The following is a 15883-nucleotide window of genomic DNA, read 5'->3' as shown; positions in this document are numbered from 1 at the left end:
CACCTCAAGGGCAACTCCGCCAGAGTCGGCGGCAACAAGCTTCGGCCAAGACGAAAAAATGCGAAGGGGGAGGGAATCATGGCGGTGACTCCGGTCCATGTGCTGGCGATCGACCAGGGGACGACATCGACCAGGGCAATCGTGTTCGACCGCGACGGGCTGCCGGTCGCGACTGCCCAGCGGGAGCTGCGGCAGTTCTACCCCCATGACGGCTGGGTCGAGCACGACCTGGAGGACATCTGGCGCGACACAACAGTCGTCTGCCGGACAGCCCTCGAGGACGCCGGCCTGACCGCCTCCGCCATCTCCGCCATCGGCATCACCAACCAGCGCGAAACCACCGCCCTGTGGGACCGCCGCACGGGAGAGCCGCTGCACAACGCCATCGTCTGGCAGGACCGGCGCACGGCGGAAGTCTGCCGCCGTCTCCACGGCGACGGCGCCGAACCACTGGTGGCCGAGCGCACCGGCCTGCTGATCGATCCCTACTTCTCCGCGACCAAGCTGGGCTGGCTGCTCGACCACCTGCCCGGCGCCCGCCAGCGCGCCGAGCGGGGCGAGCTGTGCTTCGGCACGATCGACAGCTTCCTGCTGTTCCGCCTGACCGGCGGCAAGGTCCATGCGACCGACGCCAGCAACGCGTCGCGGACGCTGCTGTTCGACATCCACAAACAGGACTGGGACGACGACCTGCTGCGCCTGTTCGACATCCCCCGAGCGCTCCTGCCGGAGGTCAAGGACAACAGCGCGCTTTTCGGCACTTCCGAGCCGGAATTCCTGGGTGCCCCCCTGCCGATCACCGGCATGGCCGGCGACCAGCAGGCCGCCACCGTCGGTCAGGCCTGCTTCGAACCCGGCATGATCAAGAGCACCTACGGCACCGGCTGCTTCGCCCTGCTCAACGTCGGCGACAAGCCGGTCAGTTCGGCCAACCGCCTGCTGACCACCACGGCCTACCGCCTGAACGGCAAGCCGACCTACGCGGTCGAAGGCTCGATCTTCGTGGCAGGGGCCGCCGTCCAGTGGCTGCGCGACGGCCTTCGCGTCATCGGAGACGCGGCGGCGTCGGAACGCCACGCCAATGACCTGCCCGACACCCAGGGTGTCTACATGGTGCCGGCCTTCACCGGTCTCGGCGCACCGCACTGGGACCCGGACGCGCGCGGCGCACTGCTCGGCCTGACGCGCGACACCGGCGTCAGCCACATCGTCCGCGCGGCGCTGGAGGCGGTCTGCTATCAGACCCGCGACTTGATGGAATGCATGGCCGCCGACGGCGGCACACAGCCCAGCGCGCTCCGGGTCGATGGCGGCATGGTCAGGAACGACTGGCTGATGCAGTTCCTCGCCGACATCCTGGAATTGCCGGTCGAGCGCCCGATCGTTACCGAAACCACCGCGCTGGGCGCCGCCTACCTCGCCGGCCTCCATACCGGGGTGTACGCCTCTCTCGACAGCGTCGCGGCGGCTTGGCACCGCGAACGGCTGTTCGAGCCGGCCATGGTCCCGGCGGACCGTACCCGCCTCTACGAAGGCTGGCGGCGTGCAGTCCGGCGCGTGAGAAGCGATGTGGCGTAACTCCTTAAAAAGGCTTAGAGTACGTATCAACCGGCGGATGGTCACCGAAGCTTCACGTGACCGTCACGGCGGAGTCATTGCGGGTCGCTAACCATGACCACGATCCGCAAATCAGGGAGACGAGATAAATGCACCGCATTCACGCGACGCTCGCCGCATCGGCGTTCGCCCTAGTCGCCATGGCGGGCACCACGGCGGTTCCGGCCCAGGCCCAGACCGAGATCCAGTGGTGGCACGCGATGGCCGGCGCCAACAACGAGACGGTCGAGAACCTCGCGAAGGAATTCAACGCCACCCAGAGCGACTACAAGGTCGTTCCGGTCTACAAGGGGACGTACCCGGAAACCCTGAACGCCGGCATTGCCGCCTTCCGCGCCCGCCAGCCGCCTCACATCATCCAGGTCTTCGACGTCGGCACCGGCGTAATGATGGGAGCGAAGAGCGCCATCAAGCCGATCGCCGACGTAATGAAGGAAGGCGGCCAGACCTTCAACAAGTCGGACTATCTCTCCGGCATCGTCTCGTACTACAGCGCCGCCGATGGCACGATGCTGTCGTTCCCGTTCAACAGCTCCTCGCCTGTGCTGTACTACAACAAGGCCAGCTTCCGGAAAGCCGGGCTCGACCCCGAGACCCCGCCGAAGACCTGGCCCGAAGCCTTCGAGTTCGCCAAGAAGATCAAGGCGTCCGGCCAGTCCTGTGGCATGACCAGCACGTGGCTGACCTGGATTCACCTGGAGAACTTCAGCGCCTGGAACAACCTGCCCTACGCGACCGATCAGAACGGCCTCAATAGCCTGACGCCCGAACTGAAGATCAACGGTCCGCTCAACATCCGGCACTTCCAGACGCTGGCCGAACTCCAGAAGGACGGCACCTTCCAGTACGGCGGCCGTACGTCGGAAGCCAAGGCCAAGTTCCTCAACAGCGAATGCGCCATGATGCCGGAATCGTCCGGCGGCATCGGCGACATGGTCAAGGCCGGCATGGATTTCGGCATCGGCTCCCTGCCCTACTACCCGGAAGCGGCCGGCGCTCCGCAGAACACGATCCCCGGCGGCGCATCGCTCTGGGTCTTCGCCGGCAAGCCGGCGGCCGACTACAAGGGCGTCGCCCAGTTCTTCACCTTCCTGTCCAAGACGGACGTGCAGGCCCGCCTGCATCAGGTGTCGGGCTACCTGCCGGCCACCATGGCCGCCTATGAGCAGTCGAAGAAGGACGGCTTCTACGAGAAGAACCCCGGCCGCGAGATCCCGATCAAGCAGATGATGGGCAAGGAGCCGACCGAGAACTCCAAGGGCGTCCGCACCGTCAACCTGCCCCAGGTCCGCGACATCCAGAACGAGGAGATCGAGGCCCTGCTGAACGGCAAGCAGGACGCCAAGACGGCTCTCGACAACGCAGTCCGCCGGTCCAACGCGGCGATCAAGGAAGCGGCGAAGGCATATCAATAACGAGCCCCCTAAAACCAAAAACGCCCATGACTCTGTCCCCTCTCCCTGAGGGAGAGGGCTAGGGTGAGGGGGTGCAATCCAGGAACGTCCCGCACCCGCACCGGCCCTCTCACCCCGACCCTCTCCCTCAGGGAGAGGGGGATTTTCCGCACAATAATTCCCCTTAAAGACCCCCTCCCCCACGGACCTTCATGAACCGTCGCGTCGTCTTCCCCAACAAGCTCCTGCCATACCTCCTGGTGGCGCCGCAGATTGCCATCACGTCGGTCTTCTTCTTCTGGCCCGCGTTCCAGGCCGTCCGCCAGTCCCTCTACCGCGACGATCCGTTCGGGTTCAGCAGCCGCTTCGTCGGGCTGGACAACTTCGAGATGGTCCTGTCCGACCCCGCCTACATCAACTCGCTCCAGGTCACCGTCGTCTTTAGCCTGTCGGTCGCGGTCGTGGCCCTGGTCGCCGCCCTCCTGCTGGCTGTGATGGCCGACCGCGTCGTCGCCGGCAAGGGCATCTACCGGACGCTGCTGATCTGGCCCTACGCCGTGGCGCCTGCTATTGCCGGCATGCTCTGGCTGTTCCTGTTCAGCCCTGCCATGGGGACGCTGGCGGTGATGCTGCGCGATTTGGGCATCGACTGGAACCCGCTGCTGAGGGGCGACCAGGCGATGGCGATGGTCGTGGGGGCCGCCGCCTGGAAGCAGATCAGCTACAACTTCCTGTTCTTCCTGGCCGGTCTCCAGGCGATCCCGAAATCCCTGATCGAGGCCGCCGCCATCGACGGTGCCGGCCCGGCCCGCCGGTTCTGGACCATCGTGTTCCCGCTGCTGTCGCCGACGACCTTCTTCCTGCTGGTGGTCAACACCGTCTACGCCTTCTTCGACACCTTCGGCATCATCCATGCCGTGACGGGCGGCGGCCCCGGCAAATCGACCGAGACGCTGGTCTACAAGGTCTACAACGACGGCTTCGTGAACCTGAACCTGGGCGCGTCCTCCGCCCAGTCCGTAATCCTGATGGTCATCGTCATCGCGCTGACGGTCATCCAGTTCAAATACGTCGAGCGCCGGGTCCACTACGCATGATCGAGCGCAGACCGCTGGGCGCCTTGCTCGCCCATTTCATCCTGATCGTCGGCATCGTCATCGTCGCCTTCCCGATCTACTACACCTTCGTCGCCTCCACCCTGACGACGCAGCAGATCATGGCTCCGCCCATGCCGCTGGTGCCGGGCGGCCACTTCATCGAGAACTACGGCGGAGCCTTCGCCGGGGTCGCGACCATCGGCGGCGTCGGTGTCGACCGGCTGCTGCTGAACACGCTGGTCGTGGCGCTCGCCATCGCGTGCGGAAAGATCGTGATCTCGATCCTGTCCGCCTTCGCGATCGTGTTCTTCAGCTTCCCCGGCCGGATGTTTTTCTTCTGGATGATCTTCATCACGCTGATGCTGCCGGTCGAAGTCCGCATCCTGCCGACATATCAGGTCATCGTCGATCTCGGATTGATCGACACCTATACCGGGCTGACGCTGCCCCTGATGGCATCCGCCACGGCGACGTTCCTGTTCCGCCAGTTCTTCCTGACGATCCCGGACGAACTGGTGGAAGCGGCGCGGATCGACGGCGCCGGCCCGATGCGGTTCTTCCGCGACATCCTGCTGCCGCTGTCCTACACGAACATCGCGGCGCTGTTCGTCATCCTGTTCATCTACGGCTGGACCCAGTACCTGTGGCCGCTGCTGATCACCAACGACAACAACATGAACACGATCATCATCGGCTTGCGGAAGATGATCTCGTTCGTCGATGCGGACACGCAATGGAACCTGATCATGGCGATCACGATCCTTGCCATGCTGCCGCCGATTGCCGTCGTGGTCTTCATGCAGCGCTGGTTCGTCAAGGGCCTGGTCGAAACGGAGAAGTGAAGTACATGGCTGAAGTCGGTATCCGCGGCGTCCGGAAGACCTATCCGGGCGGGTTCGAAGCGATCAAGGGGATCGACTGCGCCGTCGGCGACGGCGAGTTCCTGGTCATGCTCGGGCCGTCGGGCTGCGGCAAGTCCACCCTGCTGCGCATGGTCGCCGGGCTGGAAACGATCAGCGGCGGCGAGGTTTCCATCGGCGGCCGCGTCGTCAACGACCTGGAGCCGAAGGACCGGGACATCGCCATGGTGTTCCAGAACTACGCGCTCTATCCTCACATGACCGTCTACGACAACATGGCCTACGGCTTGAAGATACGCGGCGATTCCAAGTCGGAGATCGAGAGCAAGGTCCACAAGGCCGCCGACATCCTTGAACTCCGCCCCTTCCTGGAACGCCGCCCGCGCCAGCTTTCCGGCGGCCAGCGCCAGCGCGTCGCCATGGGCCGCGCCATCGTGCGCGAGCCGGCGGTCTTCCTGTTCGACGAGCCGCTGTCCAACCTGGACGCCAAGCTCCGGACCCAGATGCGGGTGGAGATCCACCGGCTTCAGGACCGGCTCGGCATCACCAGCCTCTACGTCACCCACGATCAGGTCGAGGCGATGACCTTGGCCGACCGCATGATGGTGATGAACGGCGGTGTCGCCGAGCAGATCGGCACCCCGATGGAGGTCTACCACCGTCCGGCCAGCACCTTCGTCGCCGGCTTCATCGGCTCCCCCGCGATGAACTTCCTCCCCGCCGTCCTGACCGCCGAAGGCGTCGAACTGCGCGGCGGCCACAAGGTCCCGCTCTCCAACGGCACTGGCAGAAACAGTACCGGCAGCACCGGCCGCGACGTCACTTTAGGCATCCGCCCCGAGCACCTGACCCACGAGACCGGCCAGGGCATCGGCGACATCGCGGTACAGGTCGAATTGGTCGAGGCCCTAGGCGCCGACACGGTGGTCCACGCCCGCCTGACCTCCAGCGGCGATCCCCTGCTGGCCCGCCTGCCAGGCAGCGCCAACGTGAAGACCGGCGACACCCTCCACTTCGCAATCACCCCCGGCGAAGTCCACTTGTTCGACCGCGAAAGCGGGCGGAGGCTGTCATGACACGGACCGGCATCCCCACGCCTGTGCGAAACTGGCCTCAATGCGCTATGATGGATAGATAACCGCTCAAAGCGAGGCCGCCTTGCGCACCCTGGACGATATTCTGACACAACTACGCACCATTCAGCCCGCTTTGCGTGGCCGTTATCCTATACGCTCCACGGGGATTTTCGGCTCTTATGCTCGCGGCGAACAACGCGAAGACAGCGATTTGGACCTGCTGGTCGAGTTGGGAGATGGAATCGACCTGATCGGTTATGCTGGACTTCAGATAGAACTCAGCGATGCATTGGGTGTACCGGTCGATCTGGTTGAGCGTGAGGCCCTCCGTCCCCGCTTAGCCGCCAAGGTATTGGCCGAAGTCGTACCGTTGTGACTCGCGATCCCGTCGCATGTCTCGGCGACATGCTGGATTACGCCCGAGATGTTCAAACCTTCGTAGCCGGTATGGATTTCGAGTCATTCGCGAAGGATCGCAAGACCCAATATGCGGTTTTGCGAGCGCTAGAAGTTATTGGCGAAGCCGCAAAGCGGGTGCCTCTAGAAACGCAGGAGCGTTTCCCCAGTACTCCTTGGCGCCAGATCATAGGTATGCGAAACGTCATTGCGCACGACTATCTCGGAATTCGGCTTTAGCGGGTCTTTGAGACGGCGACTGTCTTCATCCCTCATCTCATCGACTGCCTGCCTAAGATGATCGCCGCGCTGAACACCGACTGATCGAATAGCCAAAAACGCGTCGGGCGCCGCGACCCTTGATGGATCGCGGCGCCCGGCACGATACGTTCAAGCCTTGGCTTGCAGCCCAGTCCCGCGTCTACTCCGCCGCCACCGATGGCGCCGCCGACTCAGCCGGCGCCTGGAAGCGGCCGGATGTGTCGTGGGTCAGGATGAAGTCGCGCACGCGCGGCACGATCTGCTCGCGCCAGCGGCGGCCGTTGAAGATGCCGTAGTGGCCGACGCCCTTCTGGAAGTGGTCGCCGCGCTTTTCGGCCGGCAGGCTGGATACGATCTGGTGCGCCGCCCGCGTCTGGCCGGGAGCGGAGATGTCGTCCAGCTCGCCTTCGACCGTCAGCATGGCGGTGTGCCGGATGGCCGAGGGATCGACCTTCTCGCCCTGCCACTTCATCGTGCCGGTCGCCAAGGCTCGCCGCTGGAACACGGTGGAGACGGTTTGCAGATAGAACTCCGCCGGCAGGTCCATGACCGAAAGATACTCGTCATAGAACTTGCGGTGCTGCTCCGCGCTGTCGCCGTCACCCTTGACCAGATGCTGGAACATCTTCATGTGCTCGCCGACATGGCGATCCAAGTTCATCGACATGAAGCCGGTAAGCTGAATGAAGCCGGGATAGACCTGACGCAGGCCGCCGGGATGGTAAGCCGGCACCGTCTGGATGACGTTGCGCTCGAACCAGCTCAACGGCCTGTCCTCGGCCAGCTTGGTCACGACGGTCGGTGCCGCGCCGGTATCGATCGGGCCGCCCATCAGGATCATGCTGGCAGGCTGGTTGGGATCGTTGTTCTGAGCCATCAGCGAGATGGCGGCCAGGACCGGGACGGTCGGCTGGCAGACCGCGATCACGTGGGTATGCGGCCCCAGATGCCCCATGAACTCGATCAGGTAGCTGATGTAGTCGTCCAGGTCGAACTTGCCGCGCGCCAGCGGGATCTTGCGGGCGTCGAGCCAGTCGGTGACATAGACGTCATGCTCGGGCAGCAGCGCCTGGACCGTACCACGCAGCAGCGTGGCGTGGTGACCCGACATCGGCGCCACGAGAAGCACCGGCGGATGCACCTTGTCGGTCGCCCGCTCGAAATGGATCAGGTCGCAGAACGGCTTATGGAGCACGGGCACTTCCCGGACCGCCACCTCCACGCCGTCGACCTTGGTCGTGGGCAACCCGAATTCCGGCTTGGCGAAGCGCCGCGTCGTGCGTTCGACCAGTTCGGCGCCAGCGGCGATGGTGCGCCCTACGCGGGTGTACGAAGCAGGAAGAAACGGGTTCTGAAACGCAGTCTGGGTAGCTTCCGCCATCAGGCGCAGAGGATACCAAGCAGCGTGTTGGAGATCGTAAAGCTGATAGAGCAAGATTCCCCTCACATACACCGTTTGAATGGACGCCGCGACATTCAGCTAACTGACAGTTGACTGCATCACGGTCCTGCGACTTATCGCCGCTTACCTGTACGAACAGCTTGATGTAGCAATTGTTTCATAGTCGTAAATAGTGTGCTTTAGAACTATTGTGACCCCGCTCACACAGATAGTACAGTCCGGGGGCAGAAAATTGCGTCAAGCAACGCCCGGACGCAACAAAAAAGTTCGTTTTTCGCCGGGTCTTAATGCCGCATCGCCGCAAAGCAGCCATGCGGGTACCCGAACAGGCACGCAGCGGTCTCGTCACAAACCCGCGAGTGGCTATGCCTTCGGTATGGGTCGGGCGCGAAGGAGTGCGCCAGGCGCGGCTAAGGGGCGGAAGTCAGGTGACCCGGGATCAGGCTGTCAGGCAATCAGGCGCCACGCCATATAGCCCAGCACGCCGGCGTTCACCGCCATGACGACCGGCGCCACCCTGGACATCACACCGCGAAAGCTGCGGCCGGCGGCGTGGCCGGCAAGGCCGACCGTCAGCAGGCTCGGGATCGTTCCGGCGGCGAAAGCGGCCATTCCCAGCGCTCCGGACACCGGGTTGCCGCTGGCCGACGCCACCGCGACCGCGCCATAGAGCAAGCCGCACGGGATGAAGCCCAACGCCAGCCCCAGCGCATAGCCGCGCCAGCCGGTCGGGCTGCCGAACAGCGGCTTGGCGAAGCCGCTGACCCGCTCCGCCCAGCGCCGTTGCGCCCGCATGGCGAAGCCGGGTGACTGCGCCTGCGGCAGATGGCGCACCAGCCCGCCGACCGCGTAGCTCAGGAAGAACAGCGCCGCAAACACCAGCAGCGCCACCGAGATCCAGCGCAGTCCGGGCAGGCTGGCGGCGCCGCCGGTTAGCAGGGCGCCCATGCCGCCGATCGCAGCATAGGTCGTTGCGCGTCCGAAATGGTATGGCAGGACCGCCGCGCCGGCCAGCCGGTGAAGCTCCGTCATGCGGCTGGCGGGGACGCCTTCCAGGCGCGTCGCGACCTGGGCCAGCACGAAGGGGCCGCACATGCCGGCGCAGTGCGACCAGCCTCCCACCAGCCCCGCCATGAACAGGCTGCCGAACAGCCCGCCGTCGCGCGCCACGTCCAGGCTGCATTGTTGCAGACCCGTATCGATCAGCGTCAGTACCGTGTGCTGGTCCATGCCCGTCCCTCGACCCCATCCCCGGCGGAAACCGGGGCAAGCCCCCTTGAGTCCACCGGCGATGCTGAAGCACGCTGGCGCGTACGGCTATGATGTATGTCAAGGCGGGGATATCGGCGGAACCCCTTCCCCGGGCCGCGCGAACGGCAGCGCCAGGATCGTTCCGGCCACGAAACCACCCAGATGCGACAGCCAAGCCACGGTTTCTTCCGCATCGCCGGACATCGCGTCGGCCAGTTGCACGCCGACCCAGCCCGCGACCGCCGCGTACAGCGACACCGGCAGCACGACGCGCCGCCGCCCCAGCGGCAGGCTCAGCCTTGTCCTCGGATGAAGCACGAGGGCGGCGGCGAGCACGCCGGAAATTGCGCCGCTGGCTCCCACGACAGGGTCGAGCGATCCGGGATCGGACAGGATCTGCGCTCCGGCTCCGGCGAGGCCGCACAGCAGGTAGAACACGATGAACCGCAGGTGGCCCATCGCTCCCTCGACCCCGTCGCCCAACAGCCAGAGCAGCATCATGTTGCCGGCCAGATGCCAGAAATCCGCATGGAGGAACATGGCCGACAGCAGGCTGAACGCGGCGCCCAAGGTCGGGATCGCGTCCGGCAGGACGCGGTCGCCCGTGACGACCGCCGGGATCATCGAAAACCCCAGCAGCATGTCCCATCGCGCTGACTCGCCCAGAAGCGCCTGGACCGCAAAGACGAGCGTGCAGAGGCCGATGATCGCAAGGGTCACGCGGGGCAGAAACCCCGGCGGCGCTCTTCCTGAACTCACGATGATATCACGCCGCCATGCCCCTTTGACCGTCCCGCCCGAACAATATGGCGAGAGAGCCAGCGATTTGCCATGGCCCGGCGGACCGCCCTCAGCCGGACCGCCCTCAGCCTGACTGCGGCAGGACGATGCCGGTGTCGACGCGCTGAGGCGGCGTCACCGGCTTGGGCGTCGGCCAGAACCAGTAGAGGGCGGCAACGACGATCGCCAGCTTGACGATCGCGGCGAACAGGATTTTGATTAGCATCGATTTCTCCGGTATCGCCGGAAGCTCGCAAAACCCGTGAAATGCCGCATTGATCCTTATCAAGAACGGTCACCCGACCGGATGTCAGGCACACCGGATTTCACGAGCGGTTGCCCCGGAACAGCCATTTCTCGACGAAATGCATTCCCGTCAGCACCAGGGCGGCGAATGCCGTGGCAAGCAGGGCCAGCGTGTGCAGCCCGGCGCCGGCGGCGACCCCGATGGCGCTGCACAGCCAGATGTTGACGGCCGTGGTCAGGCCGTGGACATCGCCGCGCGACTGGATGATGACCCCGGCGCAGATGAAGCCGATCGCCTGCGCCAGTCCCTGCACGATCCTCAGCGGGTCCATGTCGGTGTGACCGGCCGCCTTCAGGGTCTCGAAGATTTCCAGCGTCACCAGGGTCGTGGCCGCCGAACTGAGCGCCACCAGCATATGGGTCCGCAACCCGGCCGACTTGCCCCGGACCTCGCGGTCCAGGCCCAGCACCATTCCGAAGGCGCAGGCAAGCGCCAGCCGCAGCGCCATTTCCCCAACCGGTGTGATCGTATGAAGATCCATCGTCCTCCGGATCGTCCGCCGATCCGCCTTTCGCGCGGATTTGACTAGAGCCGGCGCCAAGCTAGTCTTGATGCCGATTTCTCTGAAGCACTTTCCCGTAGCCGCAGGTGTCCCCGCGTGTCAGGAACGATCAGATCGATTGCCGTGTTCCTGCTCGCCTGGATCTGGCTTGGGCTTGTGACCGGCCTGCCCAATTGGGCCGGCAACCTGCTGGGACCGGATCACCTGCGGCCTTCCGCCGAGATCGCCATCCTGTTCGGTTTGCTGGCGCTGGCGGCGGCATTCGGAGTCCGGGCGGGCCGGCGCGTCACGATCCCCCTGACCGCGCTCGTCATGGTCGTCGCGGCGTTCCGTCTGGCCGATCTCGCCAGCAACACGCTGATCGGACGGCCGGTCAACCTCTCGCTCGACCTGATGCTGCTTCCGGCCATCCTGGAAGTCCTGACAGGGTCCGCCTCCCGGCTGGAACTGGCGCTGGCCCTTGTCGCGGTGCCGACGGCGCTGGCCGTCCTGTTCGCGCTGAACCTGGGAGCGGTCGCCGCGGCGTCCCGTTTCCTGGAAAAGCGGCTCAACCGCCGTCTCTTCGCCGGGACGGCGGCGGCGATGGTGTTGCTCAGCCTCGGCGGCGCCCGCGCCTTCGCGCCGCTGGACCAGGGCGCCGTGGCGCTTCTCGCCGCTCAGGCGAGGGAGGCGATGCAGGCCTCGGCGCTGCGGGCGGACAATCTCAGCCGGTTCCGGCAGGACCCTTTCGCCGGAACGCCGGACGATGCCCTGCTGGCCCATCTGGGGCGGCGCGACGTCTACGTGATGTTCTTTGAATCCTACGGCGAGACCGTCCTGACCAACCCCCAGTACCGCGCCGTGGTCGAGCCGACCCTCGAGGGGTTTCAGTCGGCCCTGGCCGAACACGGCTTCGGCGTACGCTCCGGCCTGATGGAATCGCCGATCCAGGGCGGCCAGTCCTGGCTGGCCCACGGCACCTTCATGAGCGGCGCCCGGCTGGGCGACCAGGGACTCTACAACCTGATGCTGACCAGCGGTCGGCAATCGCTGGCCCGCTATTTCGGCCGCGCCGGCTACCGCACCCTGGCCGTGATGCCAGCCCTCAGCCGCCCCTGGCCGGAAGGCGAGTTCTGGGGCTTCGACAGGATCTGGCGGACCGAGGACATGGGCTATGCGGGTCCCCATTTCGGCTGGGCCGCGATCCCGGACCAGTACACGCTGGATTTCATCCATCGTCAGGAGAAACGCCGACGCGACCGGCCGCTCTTCATCGAATACGCGCTGATCAGCAGCCATGGCCCGTGGGAGCCGCTGCCGCCGCTGCTCGACGACTGGGAAAGCCTCGGCGACGGGGAAGTCTACAAAACAGCACCCCTTCCCCCGGCCGCCGCCTCTTCCCGCTATCAGCCGATGTGGAGCGACATCACGCGGAAATACGTCGATTCCGTCGACTACACGCTGAAGGCTTTGCAGGAATACCTGACGCGCTACGTCACCGACGACTCCCTGATCATCATCCTGGGCGACCACCAGCCGGCCCCGCTGATCACCGGGGAGGGCGCGTCCCGGTCGGTGCCCGTCCACATCGTCAGCCGCGACCCCGAACTGCTCGCCCCGTTCGAGGAATGGGGCTTCATCCCCGGCATGGTGCCCAGGACAGGCCCCGCGACCCTGCCGATGGAAGCCTTCCGCGACCGCTTCCTGGCCGCCTTCAGCGCCCGCGAGGCGAGCTGACCGGCGAGCCTCGGCCCTGCACGGTCTTGCCCGTCCGGGCCGCCCTGGAGTAAACCGTCGGTCATGTCCGACCAACCCGCCTATACCTCCTACGGCCCATCCGACATGGACCGCTTCCTGCTGCTCTTCCGGCACGCCTTCGCCTCCACCGCGGCCGGGACGCGCCACTATGTCGAGACGGTCGGGCCCGAGAACTTCCGGGTGATGCGGCGGAACGGGTCCGCCGTGGCCGGGCTGGGCCTGCTCGACATGAAGCAGTATTTCGGCGGGCGCGTCGTGCGGTGCCGGGGCATCTCCGCCGTCATGGTCGAGCCGGGCGAGCGCGGACGCGGCACGGGCGGCCGCATGATGGCGGCCATGCTGGAGGAGACGCGGGCGGCGGGCTTCCCGGTCTCGACCTTGTATCCGGCGACCCGGCCGCTCTACGCCAAGGCCGGCTACGGCACCGCCGGCGACAGGATCACCTACCGGCTGCCGTTCGGCGTCCTGCGCGGCCTTCGCTCCGATCTCGGACCCGAACTGATGGCGCCGGTCGTCCGCTCCACCCTGGAAGACATGCAGGCGGAGCGGGCGCGGCGGACCAACGGTTTGCTCGCGCGCTGCGAACTGCTGTGGCAGCGGGCGCTGGATTCGGCGGCGAAGCCGCTCGACACGTGGCTGATCCCCGGCGCCGGCGGTCCCGAAGGCTACCTGACCCTGGGTCCCAAGTCGTCCGACCGCACGCTGCATGTGGAAGATTGGGCCGCCCTGACGCCCCGCGCCGGGCGGGCGATCCTGGCCTTCCTGGCCGGCTGGCATTCCCAGGCGCAGGCCGTTACCTGGGCGGGAGGGCCGGAGGACGTGCTGATCCACCTGATGCCGGAAGTAGGCGCCGCCATCGCCTCGTGGGAGCAGTGGATGCTGCGGATCACAGACGTCGCCGGTGCCCTGACCGCGCGCGGCTGGCCGATGGGAGTCCGCGCCGGCCTGACCCTCGACGTCAACGATCCCCTGCTTGCCGGCAACGGCGGCCGCTACCGGCTGGAGGTGGAGGACGGCGCGGCGACGGTCGAGCGCCTGTCCGGTCACGGTTCCAGTCCCGCTTCCGGCGCCGGTTCCGGTCAGAGCGCCGCCGGCATCTCGCTCGGCGTCGATGCGCTGGCGACGCTGTATACCGGCCACCTGACGCCCCGGACCATGGCGGACCTGGGCCTGCTGGAAGCACGGCCGGCGGCGCTCGATACCGCCGCCACCCTGTTCGCCGGGCCGAAACCCTGGCTGTCGGACATGTTCTGACCGGAACCGTCCGGCACGCTCAACCGACCCGCATCCGCTCCCGGTATCCCCGGATCGCCGCGTTGACCTGCTCCGCCAACTCGGCCGAAGCGGTGCCGGGATTGAGTCCCGCCATCAGCGCGTCCGACATCGGCCGGAGCATCTTCAGCGCCTGCGGTTCGCTCACCCTGCCCGTGGACACCATCCGCTGCGCCAGGTTGCGGAGTTCGGTGCAGATTTCGGCCAGCCGGGCGAAGGGCGTGCCCGAAATCCGCTCCAGCAAGTCGGAGCAGGCGTCGATCAGCGACTCCAGATAGTCGTGGTTGGTGGCGTCGTCGTTGAGACCGGGTGTGCCGGAAACGATCAGCCCGGCCAGGAAGGTGATCTGGAAGGCGTCTCGCCGCCGCTTCTCCTCGTCGATCGCCTTCTGCGCAAGGGCGATGGTCGCTTCCAGCTCGTCGAGCCGGGGCGGGCGCCCCTCCGCCTTGGCGCGCAGGGTGTTCGGCACGTCGAACAGCGGGATGGAGCTTGGACCGCGCGCCGGGTCCTTGCGGCGGTCCGGTCCGATATAGGCGGAGGTTACGATGAACGGCTTGCGCTGGCGGACCAGCCCGGCCAGCCGCTCCATCACGGCGGCGGGCGAGATCGGCTTCAGCAGCAGCCCGTCGGCGCCGCTTTCCACGATGGCGCGGACCCGGTCGTTGCTGGCGATCGAGGTCGTCATGACGACGGTCAGGAACGGATTGGTGCCGAGCCTGCCGTGGCGGATCGACCGGACCATCTCGCACGGGTTGTCGTCCTCGAGGTCGGCGTCCAGGATCACGACGTCGGGCGGCTCGCGCCTTTCCTCCAGCAGCGAGCGCAGGTTCTTCACGTCGGGAACGTCGACGATGTTGGAAAAACCCTCGGCCTGGAGCAGGGACTTCAGCGCGATCCGGACGGAAAGATTACCCTCTCCCATCAGGATGCCGATCTTGGGCCTGTATATTCTCGCGATCATCCGCTCATCCCATACCGCACTGACAGGTGGCTGAAAGCTTCAAGGGATGCACATTCGCGTCCGGCTTTTCTAGACACTTCAACAAAAACAAGAATGCCATATCATTTTTAATCGGCAAGAGCCGGGTAGCGTATCCGTGGTGGGACCATTGTCGCAGTCAGATGTTTAACTCCCCGGATACCGGGGCCAGATGATTGGACCAGGGCCGAATTTATGGGGAATTGCCAGATGAGCCTGCCGATATGACCAGCCCAATCGCTTCCTTCGCCGGCGAAGCTTCGCCCCTGCCCTTCGTTCATTCCGCGACGGTCCGCGAAGCGGCCCTGATCGGCGAGCTGAACGACCTTCTCCAGCTCGATTACGACGCGGTCGGCGCCTATACGCTGGCGATCTCGGCACTGCGTGACAGGAACCTGCGTAATACCCTGATCGGCTTCCGGCAGGACCACGAACGGCACATCGGCGAACTGGTCGACATGATCCGGGCGCGCGGCGGCCTGCCGGTCCGGATGCCCCATTTCCCTACCGGCATCTTCAAGCTGCTGGTCCAGGCGGCCGGCTCCGGCGGCGGCATGATGGCCAGCTTCGGACCCTTGGGAGGCCTTGCCGGCGGCGACCGCGCCGTCCTGCTCGCCTTCGTCGCCAACGAGACCCAGGCGCGCGACAAGTACGAGCGGCACGCCCGGACCGCCGGCCATCCCGCCGATGTCGCGGCGGTGCTACACCGGGCCGCCCGCGACGAGGAGACCCATCACCGCTGGGCCTGGGACTCGCTGGAGCGGCTGGGAACGGGACGCGACAGCGTGGCCGGCCGGATGGTCTCCGGCTTCGCCTTCGTCCATGGATCGAACGCCGACATCCTGGAGGCGGCGGGCAAGCTGTGGCTGGATCTTCTGGCACGCTCCGTTCGGGGCGCCTGAAGGCCGGCAACAAGTCCGATGGCCGCCGCGTTCTCGGGTGATATGCCAGT

16 protein-coding genes are annotated in these 15883 nt (G+C 65.9%); 10 read left to right on the top strand and 6 right to left on the bottom strand.

Going from position 1 to position 15883, the window contains the following annotated elements; all coding sequences use genetic code 11:
* Positions 1 to 78 precede the first annotated feature (78 nt).
* The 7 genes from glpK (at position 79) to N826_RS46000 (ending at position 6680) form a co-directional block, all read left to right on the top strand.
* Positions 79 to 1578: a glycerol kinase GlpK gene (gene glpK, locus N826_RS25275; protein WP_044433259.1), complete on the top strand. Its 1500-nt coding sequence runs from the start codon at positions 79 to 81 to the stop codon at positions 1576 to 1578.
* A gap of 128 nt (positions 1579 to 1706) precedes the next feature.
* Positions 1707 to 3032 carry a sn-glycerol-3-phosphate ABC transporter substrate-binding protein UgpB gene (ugpB, locus tag N826_RS25270; protein WP_044433257.1) on the top strand — a complete coding sequence of 442 codons (1326 nt, stop codon included), beginning with the start codon at positions 1707 to 1709 and terminating at the stop codon, positions 3030 to 3032.
* A 191-nt stretch (positions 3033 to 3223) separates the two neighbouring features.
* Positions 3224 to 4108 carry a sn-glycerol-3-phosphate ABC transporter permease UgpA gene (gene ugpA, locus N826_RS25265; protein WP_044433255.1) on the top strand — a complete coding sequence of 295 codons (885 nt, stop codon included), beginning with the start codon at positions 3224 to 3226 and terminating at the stop codon, positions 4106 to 4108.
* Positions 4105 to 4950, top strand: a complete 846-nt coding sequence (ugpE, locus tag N826_RS25260; RefSeq protein ID WP_044433253.1) for a sn-glycerol-3-phosphate ABC transporter permease UgpE — start codon at positions 4105 to 4107, stop codon at positions 4948 to 4950. Before ugpA ends, ugpE begins: the two co-directional genes overlap by 4 nt.
* A gap of 5 nt (positions 4951 to 4955) precedes the next feature.
* A complete protein-coding gene (locus N826_RS25255) occupies positions 4956 to 6044 on the top strand; it encodes a sn-glycerol-3-phosphate import ATP-binding protein UgpC (protein WP_044433251.1) in 1089 nt (362 codons plus the stop codon).
* 82 nt (positions 6045 to 6126) lie between these two features.
* The gene (locus N826_RS25250) at positions 6127 to 6420 is read left to right on the top strand and encodes a nucleotidyltransferase family protein (protein WP_044433250.1); all 294 of its coding nucleotides are present in this window, start codon (positions 6127 to 6129) and stop codon (positions 6418 to 6420) included.
* 29 nt (positions 6421 to 6449) lie between these two features.
* The gene (locus tag N826_RS46000; protein WP_044433248.1) at positions 6450 to 6680 is read left to right on the top strand and encodes a HepT-like ribonuclease domain-containing protein; all 231 of its coding nucleotides are present in this window, start codon (positions 6450 to 6452) and stop codon (positions 6678 to 6680) included.
* Positions 6681 to 6861: 181 nt separating this feature from the next.
* On the opposite strand, the gene N826_RS25240 is transcribed toward N826_RS46000, so the two are convergent.
* The 5 genes from N826_RS25240 to N826_RS25225 all read right to left on the bottom strand — a co-directional run bounded on the left by N826_RS25240 (position 6862) and on the right by N826_RS25225 (position 10922).
* Positions 6862 to 8136 (bottom strand): polyhydroxyalkanoate depolymerase, encoded by a 1275-nt coding sequence (locus N826_RS25240; RefSeq protein WP_044433246.1) that lies wholly within the window; start codon positions 8134 to 8136, stop codon positions 6862 to 6864.
* Positions 8137 to 8550: 414 nt separating this feature from the next.
* Positions 8551 to 9333, bottom strand: a complete 783-nt coding sequence (locus tag N826_RS25235; RefSeq protein ID WP_044433244.1) for a sulfite exporter TauE/SafE family protein — start codon at positions 9331 to 9333, stop codon at positions 8551 to 8553.
* Positions 9334 to 9432: 99 nt separating this feature from the next.
* Positions 9433 to 10113, bottom strand: a complete 681-nt coding sequence (locus tag N826_RS25230; RefSeq protein ID WP_147040427.1) for a rhomboid family intramembrane serine protease — start codon at positions 10111 to 10113, stop codon at positions 9433 to 9435.
* 106 nt (positions 10114 to 10219) lie between these two features.
* Positions 10220 to 10360, bottom strand: a complete 141-nt coding sequence (locus N826_RS43345) for a hypothetical protein (protein ID WP_157599367.1) — start codon at positions 10358 to 10360, stop codon at positions 10220 to 10222.
* Between the two features lie 100 nt (positions 10361 to 10460).
* A complete protein-coding gene (locus tag N826_RS25225) occupies positions 10461 to 10922 on the bottom strand; it encodes an MgtC/SapB family protein (RefSeq protein ID WP_044433241.1) in 462 nt (153 codons plus the stop codon).
* A 117-nt stretch (positions 10923 to 11039) separates the two neighbouring features.
* Here N826_RS25225 and N826_RS25220 point away from each other — a divergent pair, with 117 nt between their 5' ends.
* Both N826_RS25220 and N826_RS40505 read left to right on the top strand, forming a co-directional pair.
* On the top strand, positions 11040 to 12659 hold the full coding sequence (locus tag N826_RS25220; RefSeq protein ID WP_147040425.1) for a sulfatase-like hydrolase/transferase: 1620 nt from the start codon (positions 11040 to 11042) through the stop codon (positions 12657 to 12659).
* A gap of 63 nt (positions 12660 to 12722) precedes the next feature.
* Positions 12723 to 13934 carry a GNAT family N-acetyltransferase gene (locus tag N826_RS40505; RefSeq protein WP_052832025.1) on the top strand — a complete coding sequence of 404 codons (1212 nt, stop codon included), beginning with the start codon at positions 12723 to 12725 and terminating at the stop codon, positions 13932 to 13934.
* A 19-nt stretch (positions 13935 to 13953) separates the two neighbouring features.
* Here the strand turns inward: N826_RS40505 and N826_RS40500 are convergent, their stop codons facing one another.
* Positions 13954 to 14913 carry a response regulator gene (locus N826_RS40500; protein ID WP_052832024.1) on the bottom strand — a complete coding sequence of 320 codons (960 nt, stop codon included), beginning with the start codon at positions 14911 to 14913 and terminating at the stop codon, positions 13954 to 13956.
* Positions 14914 to 15155: 242 nt separating this feature from the next.
* Between N826_RS40500 and N826_RS40495 the strand changes: the two genes are divergently transcribed.
* Positions 15156 to 15833 (top strand): DUF2383 domain-containing protein, encoded by a 678-nt coding sequence (locus N826_RS40495; protein ID WP_052832022.1) that lies wholly within the window; start codon positions 15156 to 15158, stop codon positions 15831 to 15833.
* The last annotated feature ends 50 nt before the right edge of the window (positions 15834 to 15883 follow it).

The sequence above is a fragment of the Skermanella aerolata KACC 11604 genome (assembly GCF_000936425.1).
Lineage (GTDB): Bacteria > Pseudomonadota > Alphaproteobacteria > Azospirillales > Azospirillaceae > Skermanella > Skermanella aerolata.
Note: the sequence above shows the minus strand (reverse complement) of the source record. Positions and strands in the feature narration are given on the sequence as shown.